General features: G+C 70.8%; 21 protein-coding genes. 10 read left to right on the forward strand and 11 right to left on the reverse strand.

Annotation, left to right across the window (positions count from 1 at the left end; translation table 11 throughout):
* Nucleotides 1–30: 30 nt before the first annotated feature.
* Both CSR00_RS02015 and CSR00_RS02020 read left to right on the forward strand, forming a co-directional pair.
* Nucleotides 31–945, forward strand: coding sequence for an LLM class F420-dependent oxidoreductase (locus tag CSR00_RS02015; protein ID WP_099020730.1), 915 nt, complete (start codon nucleotides 31–33; stop codon nucleotides 943–945).
* 238 nt (nucleotides 946–1,183) lie between these two features.
* A complete protein-coding gene (locus tag CSR00_RS02020) occupies nucleotides 1,184–2,554 on the forward strand; it encodes a type II NADH:quinone oxidoreductase Ndh (RefSeq protein ID WP_099020731.1) in 1,371 nt (456 codons plus the stop codon).
* Between the two features lie 14 nt (nucleotides 2,555–2,568).
* Here CSR00_RS02020 and CSR00_RS02025 read toward each other — a convergent pair whose 3' ends face one another.
* From CSR00_RS02025 to CSR00_RS02060, 8 genes are all read right to left on the reverse strand, one after another.
* Nucleotides 2,569–3,222, reverse strand: a complete 654-nt coding sequence (locus CSR00_RS02025; protein ID WP_099020732.1) for an urease accessory protein UreD — start codon at nucleotides 3,220–3,222, stop codon at nucleotides 2,569–2,571.
* A 10-nt stretch (nucleotides 3,223–3,232) separates the two neighbouring features.
* A complete protein-coding gene (gene ureG / locus CSR00_RS02030) occupies nucleotides 3,233–3,925 on the reverse strand; it encodes an urease accessory protein UreG (RefSeq protein ID WP_099020733.1) in 693 nt (230 codons plus the stop codon).
* Between the two features lie 12 nt (nucleotides 3,926–3,937).
* Nucleotides 3,938–4,606 (reverse strand): urease accessory protein UreF, encoded by a 669-nt coding sequence (locus CSR00_RS02035; RefSeq protein WP_099020734.1) that lies wholly within the window; start codon nucleotides 4,604–4,606, stop codon nucleotides 3,938–3,940.
* A gap of 15 nt (nucleotides 4,607–4,621) precedes the next feature.
* The gene (locus CSR00_RS02040; protein ID WP_099020735.1) at nucleotides 4,622–6,355 is read right to left on the reverse strand and encodes an urease subunit alpha; all 1,734 of its coding nucleotides are present in this window, start codon (nucleotides 6,353–6,355) and stop codon (nucleotides 4,622–4,624) included.
* A 43-nt stretch (nucleotides 6,356–6,398) separates the two neighbouring features.
* Nucleotides 6,399–6,740 (reverse strand): urease subunit beta, encoded by a 342-nt coding sequence (locus CSR00_RS02045; RefSeq protein ID WP_099020736.1) that lies wholly within the window; start codon nucleotides 6,738–6,740, stop codon nucleotides 6,399–6,401.
* Between the two features lie 10 nt (nucleotides 6,741–6,750).
* Nucleotides 6,751–7,053, reverse strand: a complete 303-nt coding sequence (locus CSR00_RS02050) for an urease subunit gamma (RefSeq protein WP_099020737.1) — start codon at nucleotides 7,051–7,053, stop codon at nucleotides 6,751–6,753.
* A 46-nt stretch (nucleotides 7,054–7,099) separates the two neighbouring features.
* On the reverse strand, nucleotides 7,100–7,519 hold the full coding sequence (locus CSR00_RS02055) for a PaaI family thioesterase (protein ID WP_099020738.1): 420 nt from the start codon (nucleotides 7,517–7,519) through the stop codon (nucleotides 7,100–7,102).
* Between the two features lie 157 nt (nucleotides 7,520–7,676).
* The gene (locus CSR00_RS02060) at nucleotides 7,677–8,483 is read right to left on the reverse strand and encodes an iron reductase (protein WP_245905782.1); all 807 of its coding nucleotides are present in this window, start codon (nucleotides 8,481–8,483) and stop codon (nucleotides 7,677–7,679) included.
* 348 nt (nucleotides 8,484–8,831) lie between these two features.
* Here CSR00_RS02060 and CSR00_RS02065 point away from each other — a divergent pair, with 348 nt between their 5' ends.
* From CSR00_RS02065 to CSR00_RS02080, 4 genes are all read left to right on the forward strand, one after another.
* The gene (locus CSR00_RS02065; RefSeq protein ID WP_099020739.1) at nucleotides 8,832–9,260 is read left to right on the forward strand and encodes a BlaI/MecI/CopY family transcriptional regulator; all 429 of its coding nucleotides are present in this window, start codon (nucleotides 8,832–8,834) and stop codon (nucleotides 9,258–9,260) included.
* A gap of 14 nt (nucleotides 9,261–9,274) precedes the next feature.
* On the forward strand, nucleotides 9,275–10,222 hold the full coding sequence (locus CSR00_RS02070; RefSeq protein ID WP_099020740.1) for a M56 family metallopeptidase: 948 nt from the start codon (nucleotides 9,275–9,277) through the stop codon (nucleotides 10,220–10,222).
* Nucleotides 10,223–10,298: 76 nt separating this feature from the next.
* The gene (gene gndA, locus CSR00_RS02075) at nucleotides 10,299–11,768 is read left to right on the forward strand and encodes an NADP-dependent phosphogluconate dehydrogenase (RefSeq protein WP_099020741.1); all 1,470 of its coding nucleotides are present in this window, start codon (nucleotides 10,299–10,301) and stop codon (nucleotides 11,766–11,768) included.
* Between the two features lie 26 nt (nucleotides 11,769–11,794).
* Nucleotides 11,795–13,231: a GuaB1 family IMP dehydrogenase-related protein gene (locus CSR00_RS02080; protein WP_099020742.1), complete on the forward strand. Its 1,437-nt coding sequence runs from the start codon at nucleotides 11,795–11,797 to the stop codon at nucleotides 13,229–13,231.
* Here the strand turns inward: CSR00_RS02080 and CSR00_RS02085 are convergent.
* The 3 genes from CSR00_RS02085 to CSR00_RS02095 all read right to left on the reverse strand — a co-directional run bounded on the left by CSR00_RS02085 (nucleotide 13,214) and on the right by CSR00_RS02095 (nucleotide 16,927).
* Nucleotides 13,214–14,317, reverse strand: a complete 1,104-nt coding sequence (locus tag CSR00_RS02085) for an ABC transporter ATP-binding protein (RefSeq protein WP_099020743.1) — start codon at nucleotides 14,315–14,317, stop codon at nucleotides 13,214–13,216. The two genes, CSR00_RS02080 and CSR00_RS02085, sit on opposite strands and share 18 nt — an antisense overlap.
* Nucleotides 14,310–15,791: an ABC transporter permease gene (locus tag CSR00_RS02090; protein WP_245905783.1), complete on the reverse strand. Its 1,482-nt coding sequence runs from the start codon at nucleotides 15,789–15,791 to the stop codon at nucleotides 14,310–14,312. Before CSR00_RS02090 ends, CSR00_RS02085 begins: the two co-directional genes overlap by 8 nt.
* A gap of 74 nt (nucleotides 15,792–15,865) precedes the next feature.
* Nucleotides 15,866–16,927, reverse strand: a complete 1,062-nt coding sequence (locus CSR00_RS02095) for an iron ABC transporter substrate-binding protein (protein ID WP_099020745.1) — start codon at nucleotides 16,925–16,927, stop codon at nucleotides 15,866–15,868.
* Nucleotides 16,928–17,245: 318 nt separating this feature from the next.
* On the opposite strand from CSR00_RS02095, the gene CSR00_RS02100 reads away from it, so the two are divergent.
* Genes CSR00_RS02100 through CSR00_RS02115 form a run of 4 tightly spaced genes read left to right on the forward strand, consistent with a single transcriptional unit; the run spans nucleotide 17,246 to nucleotide 22,919 of the window.
* A complete protein-coding gene (locus CSR00_RS02100) occupies nucleotides 17,246–18,727 on the forward strand; it encodes a hemolysin family protein (protein WP_099020746.1) in 1,482 nt (493 codons plus the stop codon).
* A complete protein-coding gene (locus tag CSR00_RS02105; protein ID WP_099020747.1) occupies nucleotides 18,727–19,785 on the forward strand; it encodes a hemolysin family protein in 1,059 nt (352 codons plus the stop codon). The genes CSR00_RS02100 and CSR00_RS02105 overlap by 1 nt, the downstream gene beginning before the upstream one ends.
* A complete protein-coding gene (locus CSR00_RS02110) occupies nucleotides 19,778–20,662 on the forward strand; it encodes a 3-methyladenine DNA glycosylase (RefSeq protein ID WP_099020748.1) in 885 nt (294 codons plus the stop codon). Before CSR00_RS02105 ends, CSR00_RS02110 begins: the two co-directional genes overlap by 8 nt.
* A 55-nt stretch (nucleotides 20,663–20,717) precedes the next feature.
* Entirely contained in the window at nucleotides 20,718–22,919 is a 2,202-nt protein-coding gene (locus CSR00_RS02115) for a malate synthase G (RefSeq protein WP_099020749.1), read from the forward strand.
* Nucleotides 22,920–22,961 lie beyond the last annotated feature (42 nt).

Consider the following 22,961-nt stretch of genomic DNA (forward strand, 5'->3'; position numbering starts at 1 on the left):
GCCCGCTGCGGGGCGTTCTAGGGTCGATCCGTGACCATCAAACTTGGCTACCAGATCCCGAACTTCTCCTACGGCACCGGCGTCGAACAGCTCTTCCCCACCGTGGTCGCACAGGCCCAGGAGGCCGACCAGGCCGGTTTCGACGCCGTCTTCGTGATGGACCACTTCTACCAGCTGCCCATGCTGGGCTCCCCCGACCAGCCGATGCTGGAGGCCTACACCGCGCTGGGCGGGTTGGCCACCGCGACCGAACGGGTGCAGCTGGGCACCCTGGTCACCGGCAACACCTACCGCAACCCGACGCTGCTGGCCAAGGCGATCACCACCCTCGATGTGATCAGCCAGGGACGGGCCATCCTGGGTATCGGGACGGGGTGGTTCGAGCTCGAGCATGATCAGCTCGGGTTCGACTTCGGCACCTTCACCGAGCGGTTCGACAAGCTCGGCGAGGCCCTGCAGATCATCCTGCCGATGCTCGCCGGGGAGCGGCCGACCTTCTCGGGCACGTACTACCGTGTCGAGCAGGCCCTGGCCAATCCGCGCTTCCGCGACCATATTCCGCTGATGATCGGCGGCAGCGGCGAGAAGAAGACCATCCCGTTGGCCGCCCGCCACTTCGACCACCTCAACCTCATCGCCGGCTTCGACGAGCTGCCGGGCAAGGTCCGCGTCGCGCGTGAGCAGTGCGAGAAGATCGGCCGGGATCCGGCCACATTGGAGACCAGCACGCTGATCACCGTCATGATCGACGACAACGCCTCCGCCGAGCAGATTCCCGCCGAGATGGCACCGCGCATGGTGGTGGGAAGCGCCGAGTCGGTGGCCGAGCAGATCAAGACCAGGGTGTTCGACGCCGGTGTCGGCGGTGTGATCATGAACATGCCCGTCTACACCCCCGGCGTGGTGGCCGCGGTCGGCGAGGCGCTGCGGCCGCTGCTGCCCTGAGCAGCCGCCCTGAGCGGCCAAGAAGCCCTCGCCGCCGGGGATGGCACCGGCGCGTCAGGTCCGGTTCGCGGTGATTTCGCCGGCGCTGCACCCGGTCGGCGCGCCGCACGGATGAGGGGCGACTACCGTATGTGCCGTACAGGTTGTAAGAGGTTGTAGTTGTAAGAGGTTGTAGGACGCAGGAACAGACGCGACACCGGGCGTCTGCGCCGCCGTGTTCGCCGTATGAGGAGCCGTCGTGACCCATCCCGGAGCCACCGCATCCGACAAGCACAAGGTCGTCATCATCGGGTCGGGTTTCGGCGGCCTGACGGCCGCGCAGAAGCTCAAGCATGCCGATGTCGACATCAAGCTGATCGCCAAGACGACCCACCACCTGTTCCAGCCGCTGCTCTACCAGGTGGCCACCGGCATCATCTCCGAGGGTGAGATCGCCCCGCCGACGCGGCTGATCCTGCGCAAGCAGAAGAACGCGCAGGTGCTCCTCGGTGAGGTGACCCACATCGACATGACCAACAAGACCGTGGACTCGATCCTGTTGGGGCACACCTACCGCACCCCCTACGACACGCTGATCGTCGCGGCCGGGGCCGGCCAGTCCTACTTCGGCAACGATCACTTCGCCGAGTTCGCGCCGGGGATGAAGACCATCGACGACGCCCTCGAGCTGCGCGGCCGGATTCTCGGGGCCTTCGAGCAGGCCGAACGATCCAGCGACCCGGTGCGCCGCTCCAAACTGCTGACCTTCGTGGTGGTGGGCGCCGGGCCGACCGGCGTGGAGATGGCCGGCCAGATCGCCGAGTTGGCCGACGACACGCTGCGCGGCGCGTTCCGGCACATCGACCCGACCGAGGCGCACGTCATCCTGCTCGACGCGGCGCCGTCGGTGCTTCCGCCGATGGGCGAGAAGCTGGGCAACAAGGCGCAGGCACGCCTGGAGAAGATGGGTGTCGAGGTCAAACTCAACGCCATGGTCACCGACGTCGACCGCAACGGACTGACCGTCAAGCACAAGGACGGCTCGACCACCCGCATCGAGTCCGCCTGCAAGGTGTGGTCGGCCGGGGTGTCGGCCAGCCCCCTGGGCAAGGTCATCGCCGATCAGTCCGAGGCCGAGATCGACCGTGCCGGGCGGGTCAAGGTCACTCCCGACCTCAGCGTGCCGGGTCACCCGGACGTCTTCGTGATCGGGGACATGGCCGCCGTGGACGGGGTGCCCGGGATGGCCCAGGGCGCCCTGCAGGGCGCCAAGTACGTCGCCAACGTCGTCAAGGCCGAACTCAAGGGTGCCGAGCCCACGACCAGGCAGCCGTTCAAGTACTTCGACAAGGGCTCGATGGCCACGGTGTCGAAGAACTCGGCGGTGGCCAAGGTCGGCAAGCTGGAGTTCGGCGGCTACATCGCCTGGTTGGCGTGGCTGTTCCTGCACCTGATCTACCTGGTCGGGTTCCGGACGAAGCTCGCCACCCTGTTCTCGTGGGCCAACACGTTCCTGGCCCGGCAGCGGGGTCAGCTCACCATCACCGAGCAGCAGGCGTACGCGCGCACCCGTATCGAGCAACTGGAGGAGATCGCGGCCAGCGTCGAGGACGAGAAGGCGGCCTCCTGACCCCAGCCCGATGGTCAGCCCGCCGGTAGTCGTTCGCCCTGCCAGGTGCTCAGCTCTCCCCCGGCGGCCAGGGGCAGCACGCACGTTCCTGCCGGCAGTGCCGAGGGTCCGCCGGGTTGGTCTGCGGGATAGCGTATTTCGCTGATGCTCGCCCGCGGTGCGGCGATGTCGTCGTCGGCCACCGAGCCCGCGCCGAGTTCGACGCGGTGACGCAGCAGCGGTGACCCCTTCAGGTCGGCCCGCACGGTTCCGCTCCAGAACCCGTGCCGCTCACCGGATCTGCCGATCTGCACCCGTTCGCGCCAGCGCAGGGTGCCGGCCTCCTCCAGGGTGGCGACCACCGCGGTGTGGTGCCGTGCGCCGCCTGCGACGACCGTGGGCTCCAGGTCGATGTCCAGATCGCCGGCGATGTGCAGTTCCATGAGCGACTCCGACTCGGTGGTGGTCCGGCCGGGCAGCACCACCGTGGCGGCGGCGCTGCGCAGCCGCAGCCGTGCCCCCGGCTCCACGACCACCCGCACCCTGATCGAGTCCCCGCCGAGCGGGGTGGCCGCCGCCGAGACCAGGTGCACGGTGTCGGCCAGGGTCCGCCGTGCGGCCAGCGCTCCCCGAGCCTCCAGCCGTGGCAGCCGGCCGGCCGTGGCCACGATCAGCAGCTCGGAACGCATCGCGATGTGTCTACACCGACTGCGCGACGCGCAGCTGATCGCGCACCCAGCCCAGCACCTCGGAGGCGGCCGGGTCGACGGTCAGGCTGATCAGCGCGGTGGGCCGCCCCTCGCGCACTCGGGCCGCGTCGCGGCGCATCACCTCCAGGTCGGCGCCGACCAGCGGGGCCAGGTCGGTCTTGTTGACCACGAGGAGATCGGAGAACGTCACCCCGGGCCCGCCCTTGCGGGGCACCTTGTCGCCGCCGGCAACGTCGATCACGAAGATCTGGACGTCGACCAGCCCGGAGGAGAAGGTCGCGGTGAGGTTGTCCCCACCGGATTCGACGAGGATCAGGTCGAGGTGCTCATCGGGCCCGGAGTGGGCGGCGATCAGGTCATCGATCGCGTCGAGGTTGGCGGTGATGTCGTCGCGGATCGCGGTGTGCGGGCAGCCGCCGGTCTGCACCGCCGCGATCCGGTCGTCGGGCAGCACCGCGTGCCGGCGCAGGAAGTCGGCGTCCTCGGTGGTGTAGATGTCGTTGGTGAGCACCGCCAGGGACAGCTCGTCGCGCAGCTGCCGACACAGGGCGGCCACCAGCGCGGTCTTGCCCGACCCCACCGGTCCCCCGACACCGATGCGCAGGGGTTCATCCGGCCGGCGGATCCGCTTGGGCCGCTCGGCATGGGTGTGCGGCGCTCCGTCGAGAAAATGTGGCGGCATGGGCGGGTCCTTTCAGGAGGCGAACAGGGGGCGCTCGCGGCCGGCGTGGCGTTGCGCCAACACGTCGAGCAGCGGGTCGGACAGGTCGGCGGGGCCCCGGGCGGCCTCGGCGGCGGTGTGCTCGCACAGGTCGGCCAGTGCGAAGGTCAGGGCGGCGACGTCGGCCGGGTCCAGCGCCAGCAGGCGCTGCGCGGCGGTGGCCGAGCCCGTCATCGTCGTGTAGACCAGCGACAACGCGGTGTGCTCGGGCGCCAGGCCCCCGGCCAGCCCGACCAGACCCGCGACCGGCGCCAGGTGGGGCGTCGGCCCCAGCGGCGTCCAGTCCCGGCCGGCCCACACCCGCCGGGCCAGCCGCAGCAGGCCGCGTCCCTGGCTGCGTGACGCCTGCCGCGCCGCCGGTGCCGGGGTGCGGGCGTCGGTCTCACGGTCGGCCTCCTGCGGCGCCAGCGTGCCGGCATGCACGGCCGCGGCGATGGACGCGGTGACCAGGCCGCCGGTGCGGATGCGCCGGCGCAGAAACGCCTCAAGGGTGGCCAGGTCGGCGACCAGCCCGCTGGTGACGGCCTCCTCGATTCCGCCGGAGTGCACGTGCCCGCCGGTCGGTAGCCGCGAATCGGCCAGTGTCAGCAGTGTGCTCAGGCTGGTCGTCGGCGGGGTCGGCGGGGTCGGTGGGGACGGCATGGCGGTCGGCGAGGCTCAGAACAGGAAGTACCGCTGGGCCATCGGCAGTTCGGCGGCGGGCTGCTCCTGCCACACCTCTCCGTCGATGCGGACGGTGAAGGTGTCGGCGTCGACCTCGATGGCCGGGGTGGCGTCGTTGAGCGGCATGTCGGCCTTGCCCACCGCGCGCACATTCCGCACGGCCACCAGATCGCGCCGAACGTCGATGCGCTCGGCGAGACCGTCCTCGAGCGCCTGCGGGGCCACGAAGTGCACCGAGGTGGCCGCCGCGGCGGCCGGTGCCGCGCCGAACATGGGCCTGGGCAGCACCGGTTGCGGGGTGGGAATGGACGCGTTGGCGTCACCCATCGCGGCCCAGGCGATCATCCCGCCCTTGAGCACCGCATGAGGACGCACCCCGAAGAACGCGGGATCCCACAACACCAGGTCGGCCAGCTTGCCCACCTCGACCGAACCGACCTCGTGGTCGATGCCGGTCGTCACCGCCGGGCAGATCGTGTACTTGGCGACGTAGCGCCGGGCGCGGTTGTTGTCGTTGCCGCCGGCGCCGCCGGGATCTCCCTGGAGCGCGCCGCGGCGCTTCTTCATCACGTGCGCGGTCTGCCACGTGCGCATCACCACTTCGCCGATGCGGCCCATCGCCTGGGCGTCGCTGCCGATCATCGAGATCGCGCCGATGTCGTGCAGCAGATCCTCGGCGGCGATGGTCGAGGGCCGGATCCGGCTCTCGGCGAAGGCCAGATCCTCGGGCACACCGGGGTTGAGGTGGTGGCACACCATGAGCATGTCCAGGTGCTCGTCGAGGGTGTTGACGGTGTGCGGCCGGGTCGGGTTGGTGGAACTGGGCAGCACATTGGGCCGGGACGCGACGGTGATGATGTCGGGTGCGTGCCCACCGCCGGCGCCCTCGGTGTGATAGGCGTGAATCGAACGGCCCTTGATCGCCGCCAGGGTGTCCTCGACGAAACCGGCCTCGTTGAGGGTGTCGGTGTGGATGTTGACCTGCACACCGCTGGCCTCGGCCACCGTCAGGCAGGCGTCGATGGCCGCCGGGGTGGTCCCCCAGTCCTCGTGCAGCTTGAATCCCGCGGCGCCGCCGCGCAGCTGCTCCCACATCGCCTCGGCGGAGACGGTGTTGCCCTTGCCGAGCAGCGCGATGTTCAGTGGCCAGGAATCCAGCGACTCCAGCATGCGGGCCAGGTGCCAGGCGCCGGGGGTGACCGTGGTGGCCTTGCTGCCCTCCGCGGGCCCTGTCCCGCCGGCGACGATCGTCGTGATGCCCCCGCCGAGGGCTTCCTCCATGATCTGCGGGCAGATCAGGTGGACGTGGCAGTCCAGGGCACCCGCGGTCACGATGCGCCCGTTGCCGGCGATGACCTCGGTGGTGGGCCCCACCACCAGGGCGGGGTCCACCCCCGACATGATGTCGGGGTTGCCGGCCTTGCCGATTCCGACGATGCGGCCGTCGCGAATGCCGATGTCGGCCTTGATCACACCCCAGTAATCGAGAATGACCGCGCCGGTGATGACGGTGTCGGGGGCGCCGTCGGCGCGGGTGACCCGCCCCTGGCCCATGGACTCGCGCAGCACCTTGCCGCCGCCGAAGACGGCTTCGTTGCCGGCCAGGCCCGGCCCGCCGCTGCGGTCCTCGGTGATCTGGATGAGCAGATCGGTGTCGGCGAGGCGGATCCGGTCCCCGGTGGTGGGGCCGAACAGGGCGGCGTAACGGTCACGGGGCAGTGCGCTCATCGGTCTCCTCGGGCGCTCATGGGTCTCCTCGGCTGGCGTCCCGTCACTGGTCCAACTTCCCCGGCGGGTTCAGGCTCAGACCATGGATCTCGCGGCTGCCGCCCAGCGGCACCAGGCGAACCCGCTGGGGCACACCCGGTTCGAAGCGGACCGCGGTGCCGGCCGGGATGTCGAACCGGTAGCCGTGCGCGGCGGAGCGGTCGAAGGACAGTGCGGCGTTGGCCTGCGGCAGATGGACATGGCTGCCGACCTGCACGGGCCGGTCGCCGCTGTTGACGATCTCCATCTCCAGGCGCTCGGCGCCCGGGTTCAACTCGACGGGATCCTCGGCGTAGAGGACCTCCCCGGGAACGAGGGCGGACCCTCCGGTGGGCTTGTCACTCACGAGCGCCTCCTCAGGAGATCGGGTGGTGCACGGTGACCAGCTTGGTCCCGTCGGGGAACGTGGCCTCCACCTGGACGTCGTCGAGCATCTCGGGCACCCCGTCCATCACGTCCGCGCGGGCGAGCACCTGCCGGCCGCTGTCCATGAGCTCGGCGACGGTCCGGCCGTCGCGGGCGCCCTCGAGCAGGTGATCGGTGATGATCGCGACCGCCTCGGGGTGATTGAGCTTCAGGCCGCGGGCCTGCCGGCGGCGCGCGAGGTCAGCGGCGTAGCTGACGAGCAGCCGATCCTGTTCATGCGGTGTCAGGCGCATATCGAGCGATCCTGCCACGGCGCGAGCCGATCAGCAGGGCGGGACCTCAGCCCTGCTCGGGTTCCAGATTCTGCAGGCGCACCTGGCCCCGGGCCACCACGCGGTCGCGGTCGTCACGCAGGGTGACCAGCCACAGCTGCTGGCGCCGGCCCCGGTGCACCGGCTCGGCGACACCGGAGACGGTGCCCGCGGAGATGGCGCGCAGGAAGTCGGTGTTGTTGTTGACTCCCACGACGTTTCCGCCGCCGTGCTCGCTGAGCCACAGGTAGGCCGCGGTGCTTGCCATGCTCTCGATCACCGAGCAGTACACCCCGCCGTGCACGATGCCCATGGGCTGCTGCAGCTCGGGTGTGACCTCGAGCTGGGCCCGCACGCCGTCGGGGCCCAGTTCGGTGAAGACCAGGCCCAGCCTGTTGTCGAAGGGTGAGTCGAAACCCTCGGGCAGGCCTTGTGGTGTTGCTTGCATTGTCATGTGTCTACACGCCGGTGGCGCGTCGGGGTGGCGGCGGGGGTGGCGGCACAAGCGACGAGCCCCGCGTCAGCGACGCGGGGCTCGTCTTTCGAGCGGACCGGGGGTCTCTGCAGCCCTCAGGACTCCGGCGCGGTCCGTTGGCTCGACACCATCAATATAGGCAAGGCTGACCTAATTTGACAAGACCTTCGCCCCGATTGCCGCGCAGCGGCCGCCGCCCCGTGTGCGGCGGCGCCGACGGTCCCCGGACCGGCAGCCCGAAACCCACCAGTGCGTCGAGCACCGCCTGACCGCGGCGCATGCCGACGATCTCGCTGGACCCGGCCAGCAGTGGCACCTGGGTGGCCGCCACCACCACCGCCGTGCCCGCGATATGCCACATCGAGGCGATGCTGATCGCGCCCCGGCTGACCTCGTGCAGCCGGGCGAACAGCGGCGCCAGCGCGCGGTGGCACCGGTGGGCGACCCACGTCGCCAGCGCGGCCTCGCTGGGCAGCCGAACCATCCCGTCGGCCGGGTCGCCGGTGGCACCGCCCGGGTCGTCGGGCAGTCCGCGCACCGTGGGGTCGGTGACCCCGAGCCAGTCGATGGCCCCCTCGCTGTCCACATGCACCCACAGGTTCTCCAGCCCGGTGTCCCAGGCCCGGCCCTCCATGACCACCAGGGCGACCACCCGTCCGATCACCGAGTGGGCCAGCGTGGTGGCCAACTGCTGGGCGGCGGCGCGGGGGTCGATGTCGGCGGCGGTGGCGTCGTACATCTGCTGCAGCCGGTCGGTGGTGACCGCGGACTCCAGCGGCCACCAGCGACGCCGCGACACGTCGGCCATGACCGCCACGCCGTAGACGCGGGGGCACTCCGGGTACAGGGTGCGCAACCGCCGGCTGGACTCGTGGAGTGGCAGCACGCGGCTGATCGCCATGCCGGCGATCAGCGGGTCGTCGACCACTACTGTCATGACACCTCCTCGAACGACAGTTAAGATAGGTAAGCCTAACCATAGAAGTTGGTCGGAGCGGTAATCGATCTGTTGTGACGGCTTTCACAGCCGGATCCGCCACGGCCCCGCGTGGGACGGCGGCAGTTCATCGTGCAGGAGGAAGGTGGCGGGTATGTGCACTGGCCCAACGGTTTACGCGGGGTTCCGGTGACCCGGGGCGGCGGCGCCGGCCCGGGCACCCGGGAACGCGGTGAGGCTCCCCGGAACAGCCGGCGGCGGACGGGTGTTGCGCAGGGCGAGCTGTATACGACACTCGGTAGTAATCGCGGGTACGCTGGCCCCAACGCATTCGGAGATGAACGGATCATGGCCAAACAGGCTCGTCTTGGGGAATTAGAGCAAGCGGTGATGGACCACCTGTGGTCCGCACCCGAACCGCAGACGGTGCGGCAGGTGCACGAGGCGCTCTCCGCGCACCGCGACCTGGCGTACACCACCGTCATGACGGTGTTGCAGCGGCTGGCCAAGAAGCATCTGGTGGTGCAGCACCGCGACGACCGCGCGCACCGCTACGCCCCCACCCACGGCCGCGACGAACTCGTCGCCGGGCTCATGGTCGACGCCCTGGACCAGGCCGCCGACTCCGGCAGCAGGCGGGCCGCCCTGGTGCACTTCGTCGAGCGGGTGGGAGTCGACGAAGCCGACGCACTGCGCCGGGCACTGGCCGACCTGGAGGCCAAGCACGGTCCGGATCCCGGGCCGGCAGGGTCGGCTGGCGATCCGGGGACCGACTAAGGGACACTGGCAGCGTGTCCGCGCTGGCCTTCATCCTTCTCGCGCTGCTGTTGGTCGGCCCCGTGCCGGCGTTGCTGGCCCGCGCGAAGTGGCCGCTGCGCGCCCCGCGCGCCGCCGTGGTGCTGTGGCAGGCGATCGCCGTCGCGGCGGTGCTGTCGGCGTTCTCCGCCGGCATCGCGATCGCGAGCAGGCTCTTCGTCCCCGGCCCGGACGGACGCCCCACCACCATCACCGGTGAGTTGGCGGTTCTGGGCCTTCCGCTGTGGGCACTGCACGTCACCGTGCTGGCGCTGACACTGCTGGTGGGCGCGCGGCTCATCGTGGCCGGAATCCGCGTTGCCGTGGCGACCCGCCGGCGCCGCTCCCGGCACCGGATGCTGGTCGACCTCGTCAGTGTGGCCCCCTCCGCCGACACCGCCCCCGCCTGCGCGCACTCGCACGAGATCCGGGTGCTGGAGGCCAACGAGCCGCTGGCCTACTGCCTGCCGGGTGTCCGCAGCCGCGTCGTGGTCACCAAGGGCACGCTGAGCCGCCTGTCCGACGGTGAGCTGACCGCCATCCTCAGCCATGAGCGGGCGCACCTGCGCGCCCGCCACGACCTGGTGCTGGAGGCGTTCACCGCGGTGCACGCGGCCTTCCCGCGCTTCGTCCGCAGCGGCAGCGCGCTGTACGCGGTGCGGTTGTTGATCGAACTCCTGGCCGACGACGCCGCCCTGCGCTCGGCCGGCCCGGCGCCGCTGGCCCGGGCCCTGGTGACCTGCGCATCCGGCCGGGCGCCGGCGGGGGCGCTGGCCGCCGGCGGGCCCACGACGGTGGTGCGGGTGCGCCGGCTGGCGGGCCGGCCCAACAGCGCGCTGCTGGCCGCCACCGCCTATCTGGCCGCGGCGGCGGTGCTCGTGCTGCCCACCATCGCCGTCGCGCTGCCCTGGCTCACCGAGCTGCGCCGGCTCTTCGGCGTGTAGGAGCCCCCGACCCGACAGTGCACCAGACACTCGTAGCCGACAAGCGCGTGCCACCACGAAACCGAAAGGGCGTCACATGAGTTCCGCTGCACCAGAGTCGAAGGCCACCGACGGCACCGCACAGATCGGCGTCACCGGCCTGGCCGTCATGGGGTCGAACATCGCCCGCAACTTCGCCCGCCACGGCTACACCGTCGCCCTGCACAACCGGTCGATCGCCAAGACCGACGCGCTGCTGAACGAACACGGATCCGACGGTGAGTTCGTGCGCACCGAGACCATGGCCGAGTTCGCCGCCGCGCTGCAGCGACCCCGGCGCGCCCTGATCATGGTCAAGGCCGGAGCGCCCACCGACGCCGTCATCGAGGAACTCGCCGAGGTGTTCGAGGACGGCGACATCATCATCGACGGCGGCAACGCGCTGTACACCGACACCATCCGCCGGGAGAAGGCGATGGCCGAGCGCGGCCTGCACTTCGTCGGTGCCGGTATCTCCGGCGGCGAGGAGGGCGCGCTCAACGGACCCTCGATCATGCCCGGCGGCCCGGCGGAGTCCTACAAGTCGCTGGGACCGCTGCTGGAGGAGATCTCCGCACACGTCGACGGCGTGCCCTGCTGCACCCACATCGGCCCCGACGGTGCCGGCCACTTCGTGAAGATGGTCCACAACGGCATCGAGTACTCCGACATGCAGCTCATCGGCGAGGCCTACCAGCTGCTGCGCGACGGCCTGGGCATGAGCGCCGGCGAGATCGCCGAGGTGTTCACCGAGTGGAACACCGGCGATCTGGACAGCTTCCTGGTGGAGATCACCGCCGAGGTGCTCCAGCAGACCGACGCCAAGACCGGCCGGCCGCTCGTCGACGTCATCCTCGACGAGGCCGAGCAGAAGGGCACCGGCCGCTGGACGGTCAAGTCCGCCCTGGATCTCGGGGTGCCGGTGACCGGCATCGCCGAGGCGGTGTTCGCCCGGGCGCTGTCGGGGTCGGTACCCCAGCGCAAGGCCACCACGGGGCTGGCCTCGGGCGAACTCGGTGAACGCCCCGCCGACCGCGACACCTTCACCGAGGACGTCCGCCGCGCCCTGTACGCGTCGAAGATCATCGCCTACGCGCAGGGCTTCAACCAGATCCAGGCCGGATCGGCCGAATACGGCTGGAACGTCACCCCCGGCGACCTGGCCACCATCTGGCGCGGCGGCTGCATCATCCGCGCGAAGTTCCTCAACCGCATCAAGGATGCCTTCGACGAGGACCCCGACCTGCCGACGCTGATCGTCGCGCCCTACTTCCGCAGCGCCATCGAGGAGTCGATCGACAGCTGGCGCCGGGTCGTGGTGACGGCCACCCGGCTGGGCATCCCGATTCCCGGGTTCTCCTCGGCACTGTCCTATTTCGACGCGCTGCGCACCGAACGGCTGCCCGCCGCACTGACCCAGGGTCTGCGGGACTTCTTCGGGGCGCACACCTACGGTCGCATCGACGCCGACCCGGCCGCACGCTTCCACACCCTGTGGAGTGGGGACCACAGCGAGGTCGAGGCCTGAGCGGCGGCGGCCGTAGGCTGGGCGGCGTGCAGTTTCTCGACGGCCACACGCCGCCCTACGACCTGACCTACGACGACGTCTTCATCGTCCCCAACCGCAGCGACGTCGCCTCCCGGTTCGACGTGGACCTGGCGACCAGCGACGGTTCGGGCACCACGATCCCGGTGGTCGTGGCCAACATGACCGCGGTGGCCGGGCGCCGGATGGCCGAGACCGTCGCCCGCCGCGGCGGCCTGGTCGTGCTGCCGCAGGACCTGCCGATCACCGCGGTCAAGCAGACCGTCGACTTCGTCAAGAGCCGCGACCTGGTGGCCGATACCCCGGTGGTGCTCGGCCCCGACGACTCGGTGTCCGATGCCACCGCGCTGATCCCCAAGCGGGCCCACGGTGCGGCGGTGGTCGTCTTCGAGGGCCGGCCCATCGGGCTGGTGACCGAGGCCGTGTGCGCCGGGGTGGACCGGTTCGCCCGGGTCCGCGACATCGCGATCGCCGATTTCGTCACCGCGCCGGTGGGGGCCGACCCGCGCTCGGTGTTCGAGCGCCTCGAACACGAGCACATCGACCTGGCCGTGATCATCGAACGCGACGGCACGCTGGCCGGGGTGCTCACCCGTACCGGCGCGATCCGGGCCGGTATCTACACCCCGGCGGTCGACGCGGCCGGCCGGCTGCGCATCGCCGCGGCCATGGGGATCAACGGCGACGTCGCCGCCAAGGCCCGCGAACTCGTCGAGTCCGGGGTGGACCTCCTGGTGGTCGACACCGCCCACGGGCACCAGCTCAAGATGCTCGATGCAATCAAGGCGGTGTCCTCGCTGGATCTGGGCGTCCCGCTGGCCGCCGGCAACGTGGTCTCGGCCGAGGGCACCCGCGACCTGATCAGCGCCGGCGCGTCGATCGTGAAGGTCGGGGTGGGGCCGGGCGCCATGTGCACCACCCGGATGATGACCGGCGTCGGGCGTCCGCAGTTCTCGGCCGTCGTCGAATGCGCCAGGGCGGCACGAGATCTCGGAGGTCACGTGTGGGCCGACGGCGGTGTGCGGCACCCCCGGGACGTGGCGCTGGCACTGGCCGCCGGCGCCTCGAACGTGATGATCGGCTCCTGGTTCGCCGGAACCTACGAGTCCCCCGGCGACCTGCTGCGCGACCGCGACGGGCTGCCCTACAAGGAGAGCTACGGGATGGCCTCCAAGCGGGCGGTGGCGGCGCGCACCTCGGCGGACAGCACCTTCGATCAGGCCCGTAAGGCACTGTTCGAGGAGGGCATCTCCTCGTCGAGAATGGCGCTGGATCCGCTGCGCGGCGGTGTGGAGGATCTGCTGGACCACATCACCTCCGGGGTCCGCAGCACGTGCACCTACGTCGGTGCGGCCACGCTGGCCGGGCTCCACGACAAGGCCGTGCTGGGCGTGCAGTCGGCCGCCGGGTTCGCCGAGGGGCACCCGCTACCCGCCGGATGGTGAGGGGCCGGGCGCGGAAGCTCCGGATGGCGACGGGTAGGCCAGCACCGGCCCGGCGATCGTCACACTGACCCGGTCTCCGGGCATCGGGCCGTCCGGCCGCCCGGTGCGGGCCACCATCGGCGTGCTCTCCCCCACCGTGCCCTCCCCCAGGACGAGTTCGACCGCGGACTCGGCGCCGTAGAAGTGCCGGGCGATCACCAGCGCCGGGACTCCGGCCTCGCCCGGGCCCCCGATGCCGACCTGTTCGGGGCGGATGGCGACGATCACCGTTCCGTCGCGGACCGGAAGCCGGCTCGGGTGTCGTCCCAGCACGGTGTCGACCCGGCCGCCGTGCGCCCGGCCGGACAATTCGACGGTCGAACCGACGAATCGGGCCGCCGCCAGGGTGGCGGGTTGCTGGTAGAGCTCGGCGGGAGCCTGATGGGCCGCGATCGTGCCGTCCATCAGCAGCGCGACCGAATCGGCCAGCGACAGCGCCTCGGCCTGGTCGTGGGTGACCAACAGCGCGGTGGTTCCCGCTTCGCGCAGGATCGCGGCGATGTCTTCGCGTACCCGGGTGCGTAACGCGGTGTCCAGCGCCGCGAACGGTTCGTCGAGCAGCACCACGCTGGGTTCGGCGGCCAGCGCCCGCGCCAGCGCGACCCGCTGTTGTTGGCCACCGGAGAGTTCGGCGGGCCGGGCCCGGGCCAGGCCGTCGAGGCCGACCACCGACAGCCACCGCCGGACCACCCGCGCGGACGCCGCGGATCGGCGTCGCCGCAGCCCGAAGGCGATGTTGCCGGCCACGTCCAGATGCGGGAACAGCGCCCCCTCCTGGGGCATCAGCCCGACACGGCGCCGGTGGGCGGGCACGTCGAGTCCCTCGCCGTCGGCCACCGCGCGACCACCGATGCGGACGACTCCGGTGTCGGGGCCCTCGAAGCCGGCCAGAATCCGCAGCAGCGTCGTCTTGCCGCATCCCGAGGGCCCCAAGACGGCGGTGATGGTGCCCGCCGCGACGCCGAGGGTGACGTCGTGCAGCACCGGACCGGCGCCGAAGCTCTTCGCGACCCCGCGGATGTCGACGTCGGCGATGCGCTCAGTCACCGCGGACTCCGGCGAGGTTGGCGCTCCAGACACCCAGCAGCGCGGTCGGGACCGCCGCGAAGACCACCAGCGCCGCGGCGTACGGCGCCGCCGCGGCGTAGTCGCTGACCAGGGTGTGCGACCACAACCTGGTCGCCAGGGTGTGGGTGCCGGTCGGGTGCAGCAGCAACGTGACCGGAAGCTCCTTCATGCACGTCACGAGGACCAGGGCCGCCCCGGCAACGATGCCCGGGGCGGCGCGGCGGGCGGTCACCGACACGAAGGCGCGCAGCGGCGCGCGCCCCAGCGATCGGGCCACCTCCTCGAGCCGCACGGGCGCGGCTTCGACCGCGGCGCGCACCGACCCGGTCGCCACCGGGACGAACAGCACCGCGTAGGCCAGGATCAGCAGGGGCTCACGCTGGTACAGCGGACGCAGCAGCGTCACTCCCACCGAGACCATGGCGATGGCCACCACGATCGAGGGCAGGCCGTGGGCGATGAAGCTGGAGCCCTCCAACAGTCGGGTCGCCCGGCTTCGATGACGCGCCGCCAGGACACCCAACGGCATCGCCGCGACGGTGCACACCACCGCGGCCGCCAGGGACAGCCACAGCGTGGCGGCGAGTGCGGCACCCCACTGGCCCGCGTTCCAGCGCAGCCCGCCGGCGGCCAGCCAGCCGGCCAACGCCACGGCGGGGACGATCAACGCCGCCGCCAACACGGCCGCGCCCGGCAGCAGTGCCACCAGCCGCCAGCGCCCCAGCGCGATTGCCGGCGCCGGGCGGGGGGTTCCGGTACCGACGCGGGCCGCTGCCCGGCCACGCATCCGCTGCTCGGCGATCACCAGCGCAACGGCGAAGGCCACCAGCACCAGCGCCAGCACCGCGGCGCGGGCCGGATTGAACCCCGACCGGTACGCCCCGTAGATCACCCAGGTGAAGGCCTCGTAGCGCATCGCGGCAACCGCGCCGAAGTCGCCGAGGACGTACAGCGCGACCAGCAGGGCACCGGCCGCGATGGCCGCCCTGACCTGCCGCAGGGTGACCCGGAACAGGACTTCGACTCCCCGCAGGCCCAGTGACCGGGCCACTTCCTCCTGCGCCGGATCCACCCCGGCCAGCGCGGCCAGCGTCGTCAACAACACCAGGGGGTAGCTCACCAGGGTCAACACCAGGCAAGCGCCCCAGAATCCGGCAACCTGCGGCACCGTCGAGACCCACAGATAGCCGACCAGATAACTGGGTAGCGCAAGCGGCAGGGTCAGGGCGACGGTCAAGGCCCGCCGCGCGGGGACGTCGGTGCGCGTCACCAGCACGGCCAGACCCACGCCCAGGACGACGCAGGCCGCGGTGACCACACCGACCAGCGCCGCCGAGCGTGCGACGAGCGCTGCCGTGCGGGGCTGGAGCAGCTCGTGGCCGATGAATGCCGAGCCCCGTGCGCCCGCTCGCTCTCCGAGGTAGACCAGCGGCAACAACGTCGCGGCGGCCACCAGTGTCGCCGCCGCGACCAGGAGCCCGGGCGCGCCGCCCCGGCGGCGCCGGACACACCGGGTTCGCGGTTGGTTCAGTTGGTCAACAACCCGGTCTCGACCAGCATCTCCTGCGTCGCCTCCAGGTCATCGAGCCGGGAGAGGTCGATGGCGGGCGGCTGCAGCTCGCTCAGCTCGGGCATCTCGCCGCTGACGGCGACGCCCTCGATGAGCGGGTACTCCGAGGTTTCGGCCGCGAAGTACTCCTGGGCCGGGGTGTCGACGAGGTAGCTGGCGAATGCCTGTGCCGCCGCGGGGTCGGGGGCGGACGCGAGGATGCCGACACCGGCGACGTTGACAAGCCCACCTGGGTCGCCGGGGGCCATGAACTGATTGCGTGCCACCACGGAGTCCTCCCCGACGCTGTTGATCAGCTCGTAGAGGTAGTAGTGATTGGTCAGGCCCATGCCGACCTCGCCGGCGTTGATGGCGTCACGCATGGGGCCGTTGCCCTCGAAGGGCTGCGGATTCTGCGCGCCGAAGGCCGTCAGCCACTCGCGCGCCGCGTCGTCGCCGCGGGCCACCCGCAGCCCGGTGACGAAGGACTGCCAGGACGCGTTGCTCGGCGCATAACCGATCTGGCCCCGGTACTCCGGTGCCAGCAGGCCGTCGATGGTCTCCGGTGGGTCGGCGACCAGATCGGGGTTGTAGGTGATCACCCGGGCGCGGCCGGAGACCCCCAGCCAGGATCCGTCAGAGGCCGAGTAGGCCGCGGGTACCGCCGCCAGAGTGCTCGGGTCGATCGGCGCGAACAGGCCGGCGGCCGAGACGGCGCCCAGAGCCCCGGCGTCCTGGGACAGGAAGACATCGGCCGGGGAGTTGTCCCCCTCGGTGATCAACTGGGCGGCCAGCTCGCCCGAACCCGCGTACCGTACTTCGGTTTCGATTCCGGTGCTGGCGGTGAACCTCTCGATCAGCGGTCCTACCAGCTCCTCGCTGCGTCCGGAATAGATCACCACCTTCTGCGGGGTGTCGGCGGCCGAGGGGGTCGGACCCGCCTCCGAGGTGGATCCGGAGTCGGATCCACACGCGCCGAGCGCCAGGGCGGCGCTGACCACGCCGATCGCCGCCACCGCCCGAGAGATGACCTTTGCCATGAGCCTTTGTGCCTCGCCTTCCGCCGCCCGACCGCTGACTGTGAACTCGCTGTGAGCGTATCAAAGGATAAGGTTAGCCTTACTAAAAGAGCGGTTGGCGGGATTGTCGGCGGCAAACCGTTACCATGGACGCCGACGTGCGGACAGTGCCGCGCGGGAGCCGAGGGAAAGGGATCACGTGCCGCAGGCACCCATCGAGGCCGCCTGCCCCGAGCGGGCCGCCGAGGCCGAGCGGCCGTCGCCCGGCGGCGCCGATCCCGACGATCCCTCCTCTAGTTCGCCGGGCCACGCGCCCGGCCGCCCCCCGAGGGGTACGCGGTGAACCCGTGGTTCACCGCGCTGAGCATCCTGGCGATCCTGGTCCTGACCGCCGGAACCGCGCTGTTCGTGGCCGCGGAGTTCTCCCTGACCGCGCTGGAGCGTTCGACGGTCGACGCCAACGCCAAGACCGGTGACCGGCGCGACCTGTTCGTCCAGCGGGCCCACCGCACGCTGTCCTTCCAGCTGTCCGGCGCCCAGCTCGGCATCTCGATCACCACGCTGGCCACGGGTTATCTGGCCGAGCCGGTGGTGGCCCGGCTGATCGAACCCGTGCTGCTGGCCGTCGGGGTGCCGGCGCGCTCCACGACCGGGGTGGCACTGGCGTTGTCGCTGCTGATCGCGACGTCGTTGTCGATGGTCTTCGGCGAACTGGTGCCCAAGAACCTGGCGGTGGCCCGCCCGGTGCCCACGGCCCGGTTCTCGGCGGGGCCGCAGCTGTTCTTCTCGACGATCTTCACCCTGGCGATCCGGGCGACCAACGGGACCGCGAACTGGATCCTGCGCCGTGTCGGGATCGAACCGGCCGACGAGCTGGCCTCCGCACGCACCCCGCAGGAGCTGGTCTCGCTGGTGCGCAACTCGGCGCGCAGCGGGTCCCTGGACGCGATGACCGCCCTGCTGGTGGACCGGTCACTGCAGTTCGGCTACCGCACCGCCGAGGAGCTGATGACCCCGCGCTCGAAGATCGTGGCGCTGGAGGCCGACGACACCGTCGCCGACCTGGTGGCCACCGCCGTCGAGTCCGGCCACTCCCGGTTCCCCATCATCGAGGGTGACCTCGACGAGACGATCGGCATCGTGCACGTCAAGCAGGTCTTCGAGGTCCCCCTGGTGGAGCGGCCCACCACGGTGCTCTCGGCGCTGGCCCAGCCCGTGGCCGTGGTGCCCTCGACCCTCGACGGTGACGCCCTGATGGGGCAGATCCGGGCCAACGGCCTGCAGACCGCCCTGGTGGTCGACGAGTACGGCGGCACCGCCGGCATGGTGACGGTGGAGGACCTCATCGAGGAGATCGTCGGCGACGTGCGCGACGAACACGACGACGCCACCCCGGACGTGGTGCCCGCCGGGGACGGCTGGCAGGTCTCGGGGCTGCTGCGCACCGACGAGGTGGCCGACGCCACCGGGTACCGCGCCCCGGAAGGCGAATACGAGACCATCGGCGGACTGGTGCTGCAGGAACTCGGGCACATCCCGGTTGCCGGGGAGTCGGTGGAGCTGCGCGCGTTCGACGCCGACAGCCCGGTCGACGATCCGGTGCGGTGGCGGGCCACCGTGGTGGCCATGGACGGCCGGCGCATCGACCAGCTCGCCCTGATCGAGCTGGGCCGTCGCCAGGACGGCGAGGACACCGACGACGAGGACACCGACGACGAGGACACCGACGACGATGGCGGCGACGACGACGATGGTGCGGACGGCGGGGGCGGTGAGGACGGCGACACCGCCGGAGCCCGCGGCGCAGGGGGTGCGCGCTGATGGGCGCTGACATTCTCGGCGTGCTGCTGACCGTCGTGCTGCTGGGCGCCAACGCGTTCTTCGTCGGCTCGGAGTTCGCGCTGATCTCGGCGCGGCGGGACCGGCTGGAGGCGCTGGCCGAACAGGGCAAGAAGAGCGCGGTCACGGTGATCCGGGCCGGTGAGCGGTTGTCGCTGATGCTCGCCGGCGCCCAACTGGGGATCACGGTGTGTTCAATCCTGCTCGGCCGCGTCGGCGAGCCGGCCGTGGCGCACCTGCTGGAGAAACCGTTCGACCTGTTGGGAATCCCGGACGCCCTGCTGCACACGGTGTCCTTCGTGATCGCACTGGCGGTGGTGGTCACCCTGCACGTGCTGCTCGGGGAGATGGTGCCCAAGAACATCGCCATCGCCGGGCCGGAGCGAACGGCCATGCTGCTGGTGCCGGTCTACCTCGTCTACATCCGCGCCGCGCGCCCGTTCATCGCGTTCTACAACTGGTGCGCCAACATCACGCTGCGCGCCATGCGGGTCGAACCCAAGGACGAGCTCGACATCACCGTCTCGACCGTGGAACTCTCGGAGATGATCGCCGAATCGGTGTCGGAGGGACTGCTCGACCGCGAGGAGCACACCCGCCTGACCCGCGCGCTGCAGATCCGGAACCGGGTGGTCGCCGACGTGGCCGTGCCGCTGGCCGACATCCGCGCCGTCCCGGTCGCCGGTCCCGACAGCGGACCCTCGGTGGCCGAGGTCGAACGGGCCCTGGCCGAGACGGGGTACTCGCGGTTTCCGGTGGCCGGCCCCGACGGCACCTTCATCGGCTACCTGCACATCAAGGATCTGCTGGTCCTCGGCGACGACCCCGAGGTCATCGTGGACCGGACGCTGGTGCGGCCGCTGCCGCTGGTCCGCGATTCCATGGCACTGCCGGACGCGCTGTCGAGCCTGCGGCGCAACAACAGCCATCTGGCGTTGGTGACCAGCGGCGCCACCGGGGCGGTGGTGGCCATGGTGGCGCTGGAGGACCTGGTCGAGGATCTGGTCGGCACGGTGCGCGACGGGACGCACCGTGTCTGAGCCGGTCGTCGAAACCCGGCTGTCCGAGGCGGAGTGGACGCGTCGGGCCGCCGAGCACCGTGAGCGGGCGGGCCGGTTCGTCGAGCCCCACCGCCGGCGGGCCGCCGCCGGGCAGGCCCACCCGGTGTGGGACTTCCTGTTCACCTACTACAGCCTGCGGCCCCGCCAGCTGCTGCGTTGGCACCCCGGCTACGGCACCGTGCTCACGGGCGCCGGCGCCGAGCGGGCCTACCGCGGTGCCGGGGGCTACCGGCGCCACGGCGACGGGGTCACCGTCGGCCCGGAGTATCTGCGGGGCCGTCTGGACACCGTGCGGTTCGTCGCCGCGCTGCTGGCGGCCACGGCGCGCCGGCCGGCGCAGCTGAACTGCTTCGGTCTGCACGAATGGGCGATGGTCTACCGCAGCGACGAGGTCCGCCACCCTTCGGTGCCCCTGCGGCTGGGCGCCCCCGGCACCGACCGGGTGCTGGAGTCGATGCCGCTGCGGTGCAGCCACTTCGACGCCTACCGGTTCTTCACCGACGACGCGGCCGGGCGCAACGCGGTGCCGCTGACCCGCGCGGACCAGGTCGATCGTGAACAACCCGGCTGCGTTCATGCGACGATGGACCTGTACAAGTGGTGCTACAAGCTGGGGCCGTTGGTGCATTCCGCGCTTCTGTTGGACTGCCTGGAACTGGCGGCCGCCGCCCGCGAGCTGGACATGCGGGCCAGCCCCTACGATCTGACCGCCTACGGGTTCGCCCCGGTGCGGGTGGAGCAGGCGGCGGGGCGTGCCGAATACGTCCGTTGCCAGACCGAACTGGCGCAACGTGCGGCTCCGCTGCGTCAGGAACTGATCCGGCAGTGTGACCTGCTGCTGGAGGCCGCCGCGTGATCGAGCCGAGGTTACCGGTGGGTAGGATGGATGGGATTGCCGGTGAGGAGGAACCATGACTGAGCGTGTGACCGTGGGAAGCCTGCGGGTCGACAAGGTGCTGCACGATTTCATCACCAACGAGGCGCTGCCGGGCACCGATATCGACCCCGACACCTTCTGGTCCGGTGTCGACAAGGTGGTCGCCGACCTGACCCCGCAGAACCAGGATCTGCTGGCCCGCCGCGACGAGCTGCAGGCGCAGATCGACAAGTGGCACCGCCACCGCGTCATCGAGCCGCACGATGCCGACGCCTACAAGTCCTTCCTCGCCGAAATCGGTTATCTGCAGCCCGAACCCGAGGACTTCACCATCACCACCTCCGGGGTGGATCCCGAGATCACCTCGACCGCGGGCCCGCAGTTGGTGGTGCCGGTGCTCAACGCCCGCTTCGCCCTCAACGCCGCCAACGCGCGGTGGGGTTCGCTCTACGACGCGCTCTACGGCACCGACGTGATCCCCGAGGACGACGGCGCGGAGAAGGGCAGCGGCTACAACAAGGTGCGCGGCGACAAGGTCATCGCCTATGCGCGCAGGTTCCTCGACGAATCCGTGCCGCTGGAGACCGGCTCGTGGGCCGACGCCACCGCGATCACCGCCGCCGACGGCGCGGTCAGCGTCGCCCTCGGCGGCGACACCCCGACGGCCCTGGCCAATCCGGAACAGTTCGCCGGCTACCTCGGCGAGCCCGACAGCCCCACCGCGGTGCTGCTGGTCCACCACGGTCTGCACATCGAGATCCTCGTCGACCCCGACTCCCCCATCGGCTCCACCGACAAGGCCGGCATCAAGGACGTCGTGCTGGAGTCGGCGGTGACCACCATCATGGACTTCGAGGACTCGGTGACCGCCGTCGACGCCGAGGACAAGGTGCTGGGCTACCGCAACTGGCTGGGACTCAACCGCGGCGACCTCGCCGAGGAGGTCGCCAAGGGCGACAAGACGTTCACCCGGGTGCTCAACGGTGACCGCACCTACACCGGCCCCGGCGGCGAGGAGTTCACCCTGCCGGGCCGCAGCCTGATGTTCGTGCGCAACGTCGGGCATCTGATGACCAACGACGCGATCGTGTTCGACGCCGGCGGCCAGGACGGCGCAGAGGTGCCCGAGGGCATTCAGGACGCCCTGTTCACCAGCCTGATTGCCATGCACGGACTCAAGGAGAATGACGGCAACGGGCCGCTGTGCAACAGCCGCACCGGGTCGATCTACATCGTGAAACCCAAGATGCACGGGCCCGACGAGGTCACCTTCACCTGCGAGCTGTTCAGCCGGGTCGAGGACGTCCTGGGTCTGCCGCAGAACACCATCAAGGTCGGCATCATGGACGAGGAGCGCCGCACCTCGGTCAACCTCAAGGCCTGCATCAAGGCGGCCGCCGACCGTGTGGTGTTCATCAACACCGGCTTCCTGGACCGCACCGGCGACGAGATCCACACCTCGATGGAGGCCGGTCCGATGATCCGCAAGGGCGCGATGAAATCGCAGCCCTGGATCCTGGCCTACGAGGACGCCAACGTCGACGCGGGCCTGGCGGCGGGCTTCACCGGCAAGGCCCAGATCGGCAAGGGCATGTGGGCGATGACCGAGCTGATGGCCGACATGGTGGAGCAGAAGATCGGCCAGCCGCGGGCGGGCGCGAGCACCGCCTGGGTGCCGTCGCCGACCGCCGCCACCCTGCACGCGATGCACTACCACCAGGTGGACGTGTTCGCCGTGCAGAAGGAGCTGGCCGGGCAGACCCGCACCACGCTGGATCAGCTGCTGACGATTCCGCTGGCCGACGCGTCGCTGACCTGGTCGCCGGAGGAGATCCACGAAGAGGTCAACAACAACTGCCAGTCGATCCTGGGCTACGTCGTCCGCTGGATCGAGGAGGGCGTGGGCTGTTCGAAGGTGCCCGACATCCACGACGTCGCCCTGATGGAGGACCGCGCCACGCTGCGGATCTCCAGCCAGCTGCTGGCCAACTGGCTGCGCCACGGGGTGATCACCGCCGAGGACGTGCGGGCCGCGCTGGAGCGGATGGCCCCCGTGGTCGACCGGCAGAACGAGGGTGACCCCGGGTACCGGCCGATGGCTCCGGACTTCGACTCCAGCATCGCGTTCAAGGCCGCCGAGGAACTCATCCTGTCGGGTGCCGCGCAGCCCAACGGCTACACCGAGCCGATCCTGCATCGCCGCCGTCGGGAGTTCAAAGCCAGCGTCGGGCAGTGATTACACTCGGCAGGCGGTAGACGGAGCGATGCGAACGAGGAC

This window comes from Mycolicibacterium palauense (assembly GCF_002592005.1).
GTDB lineage: Bacteria > Actinomycetota > Actinomycetes > Mycobacteriales > Mycobacteriaceae > Mycobacterium > Mycobacterium palauense.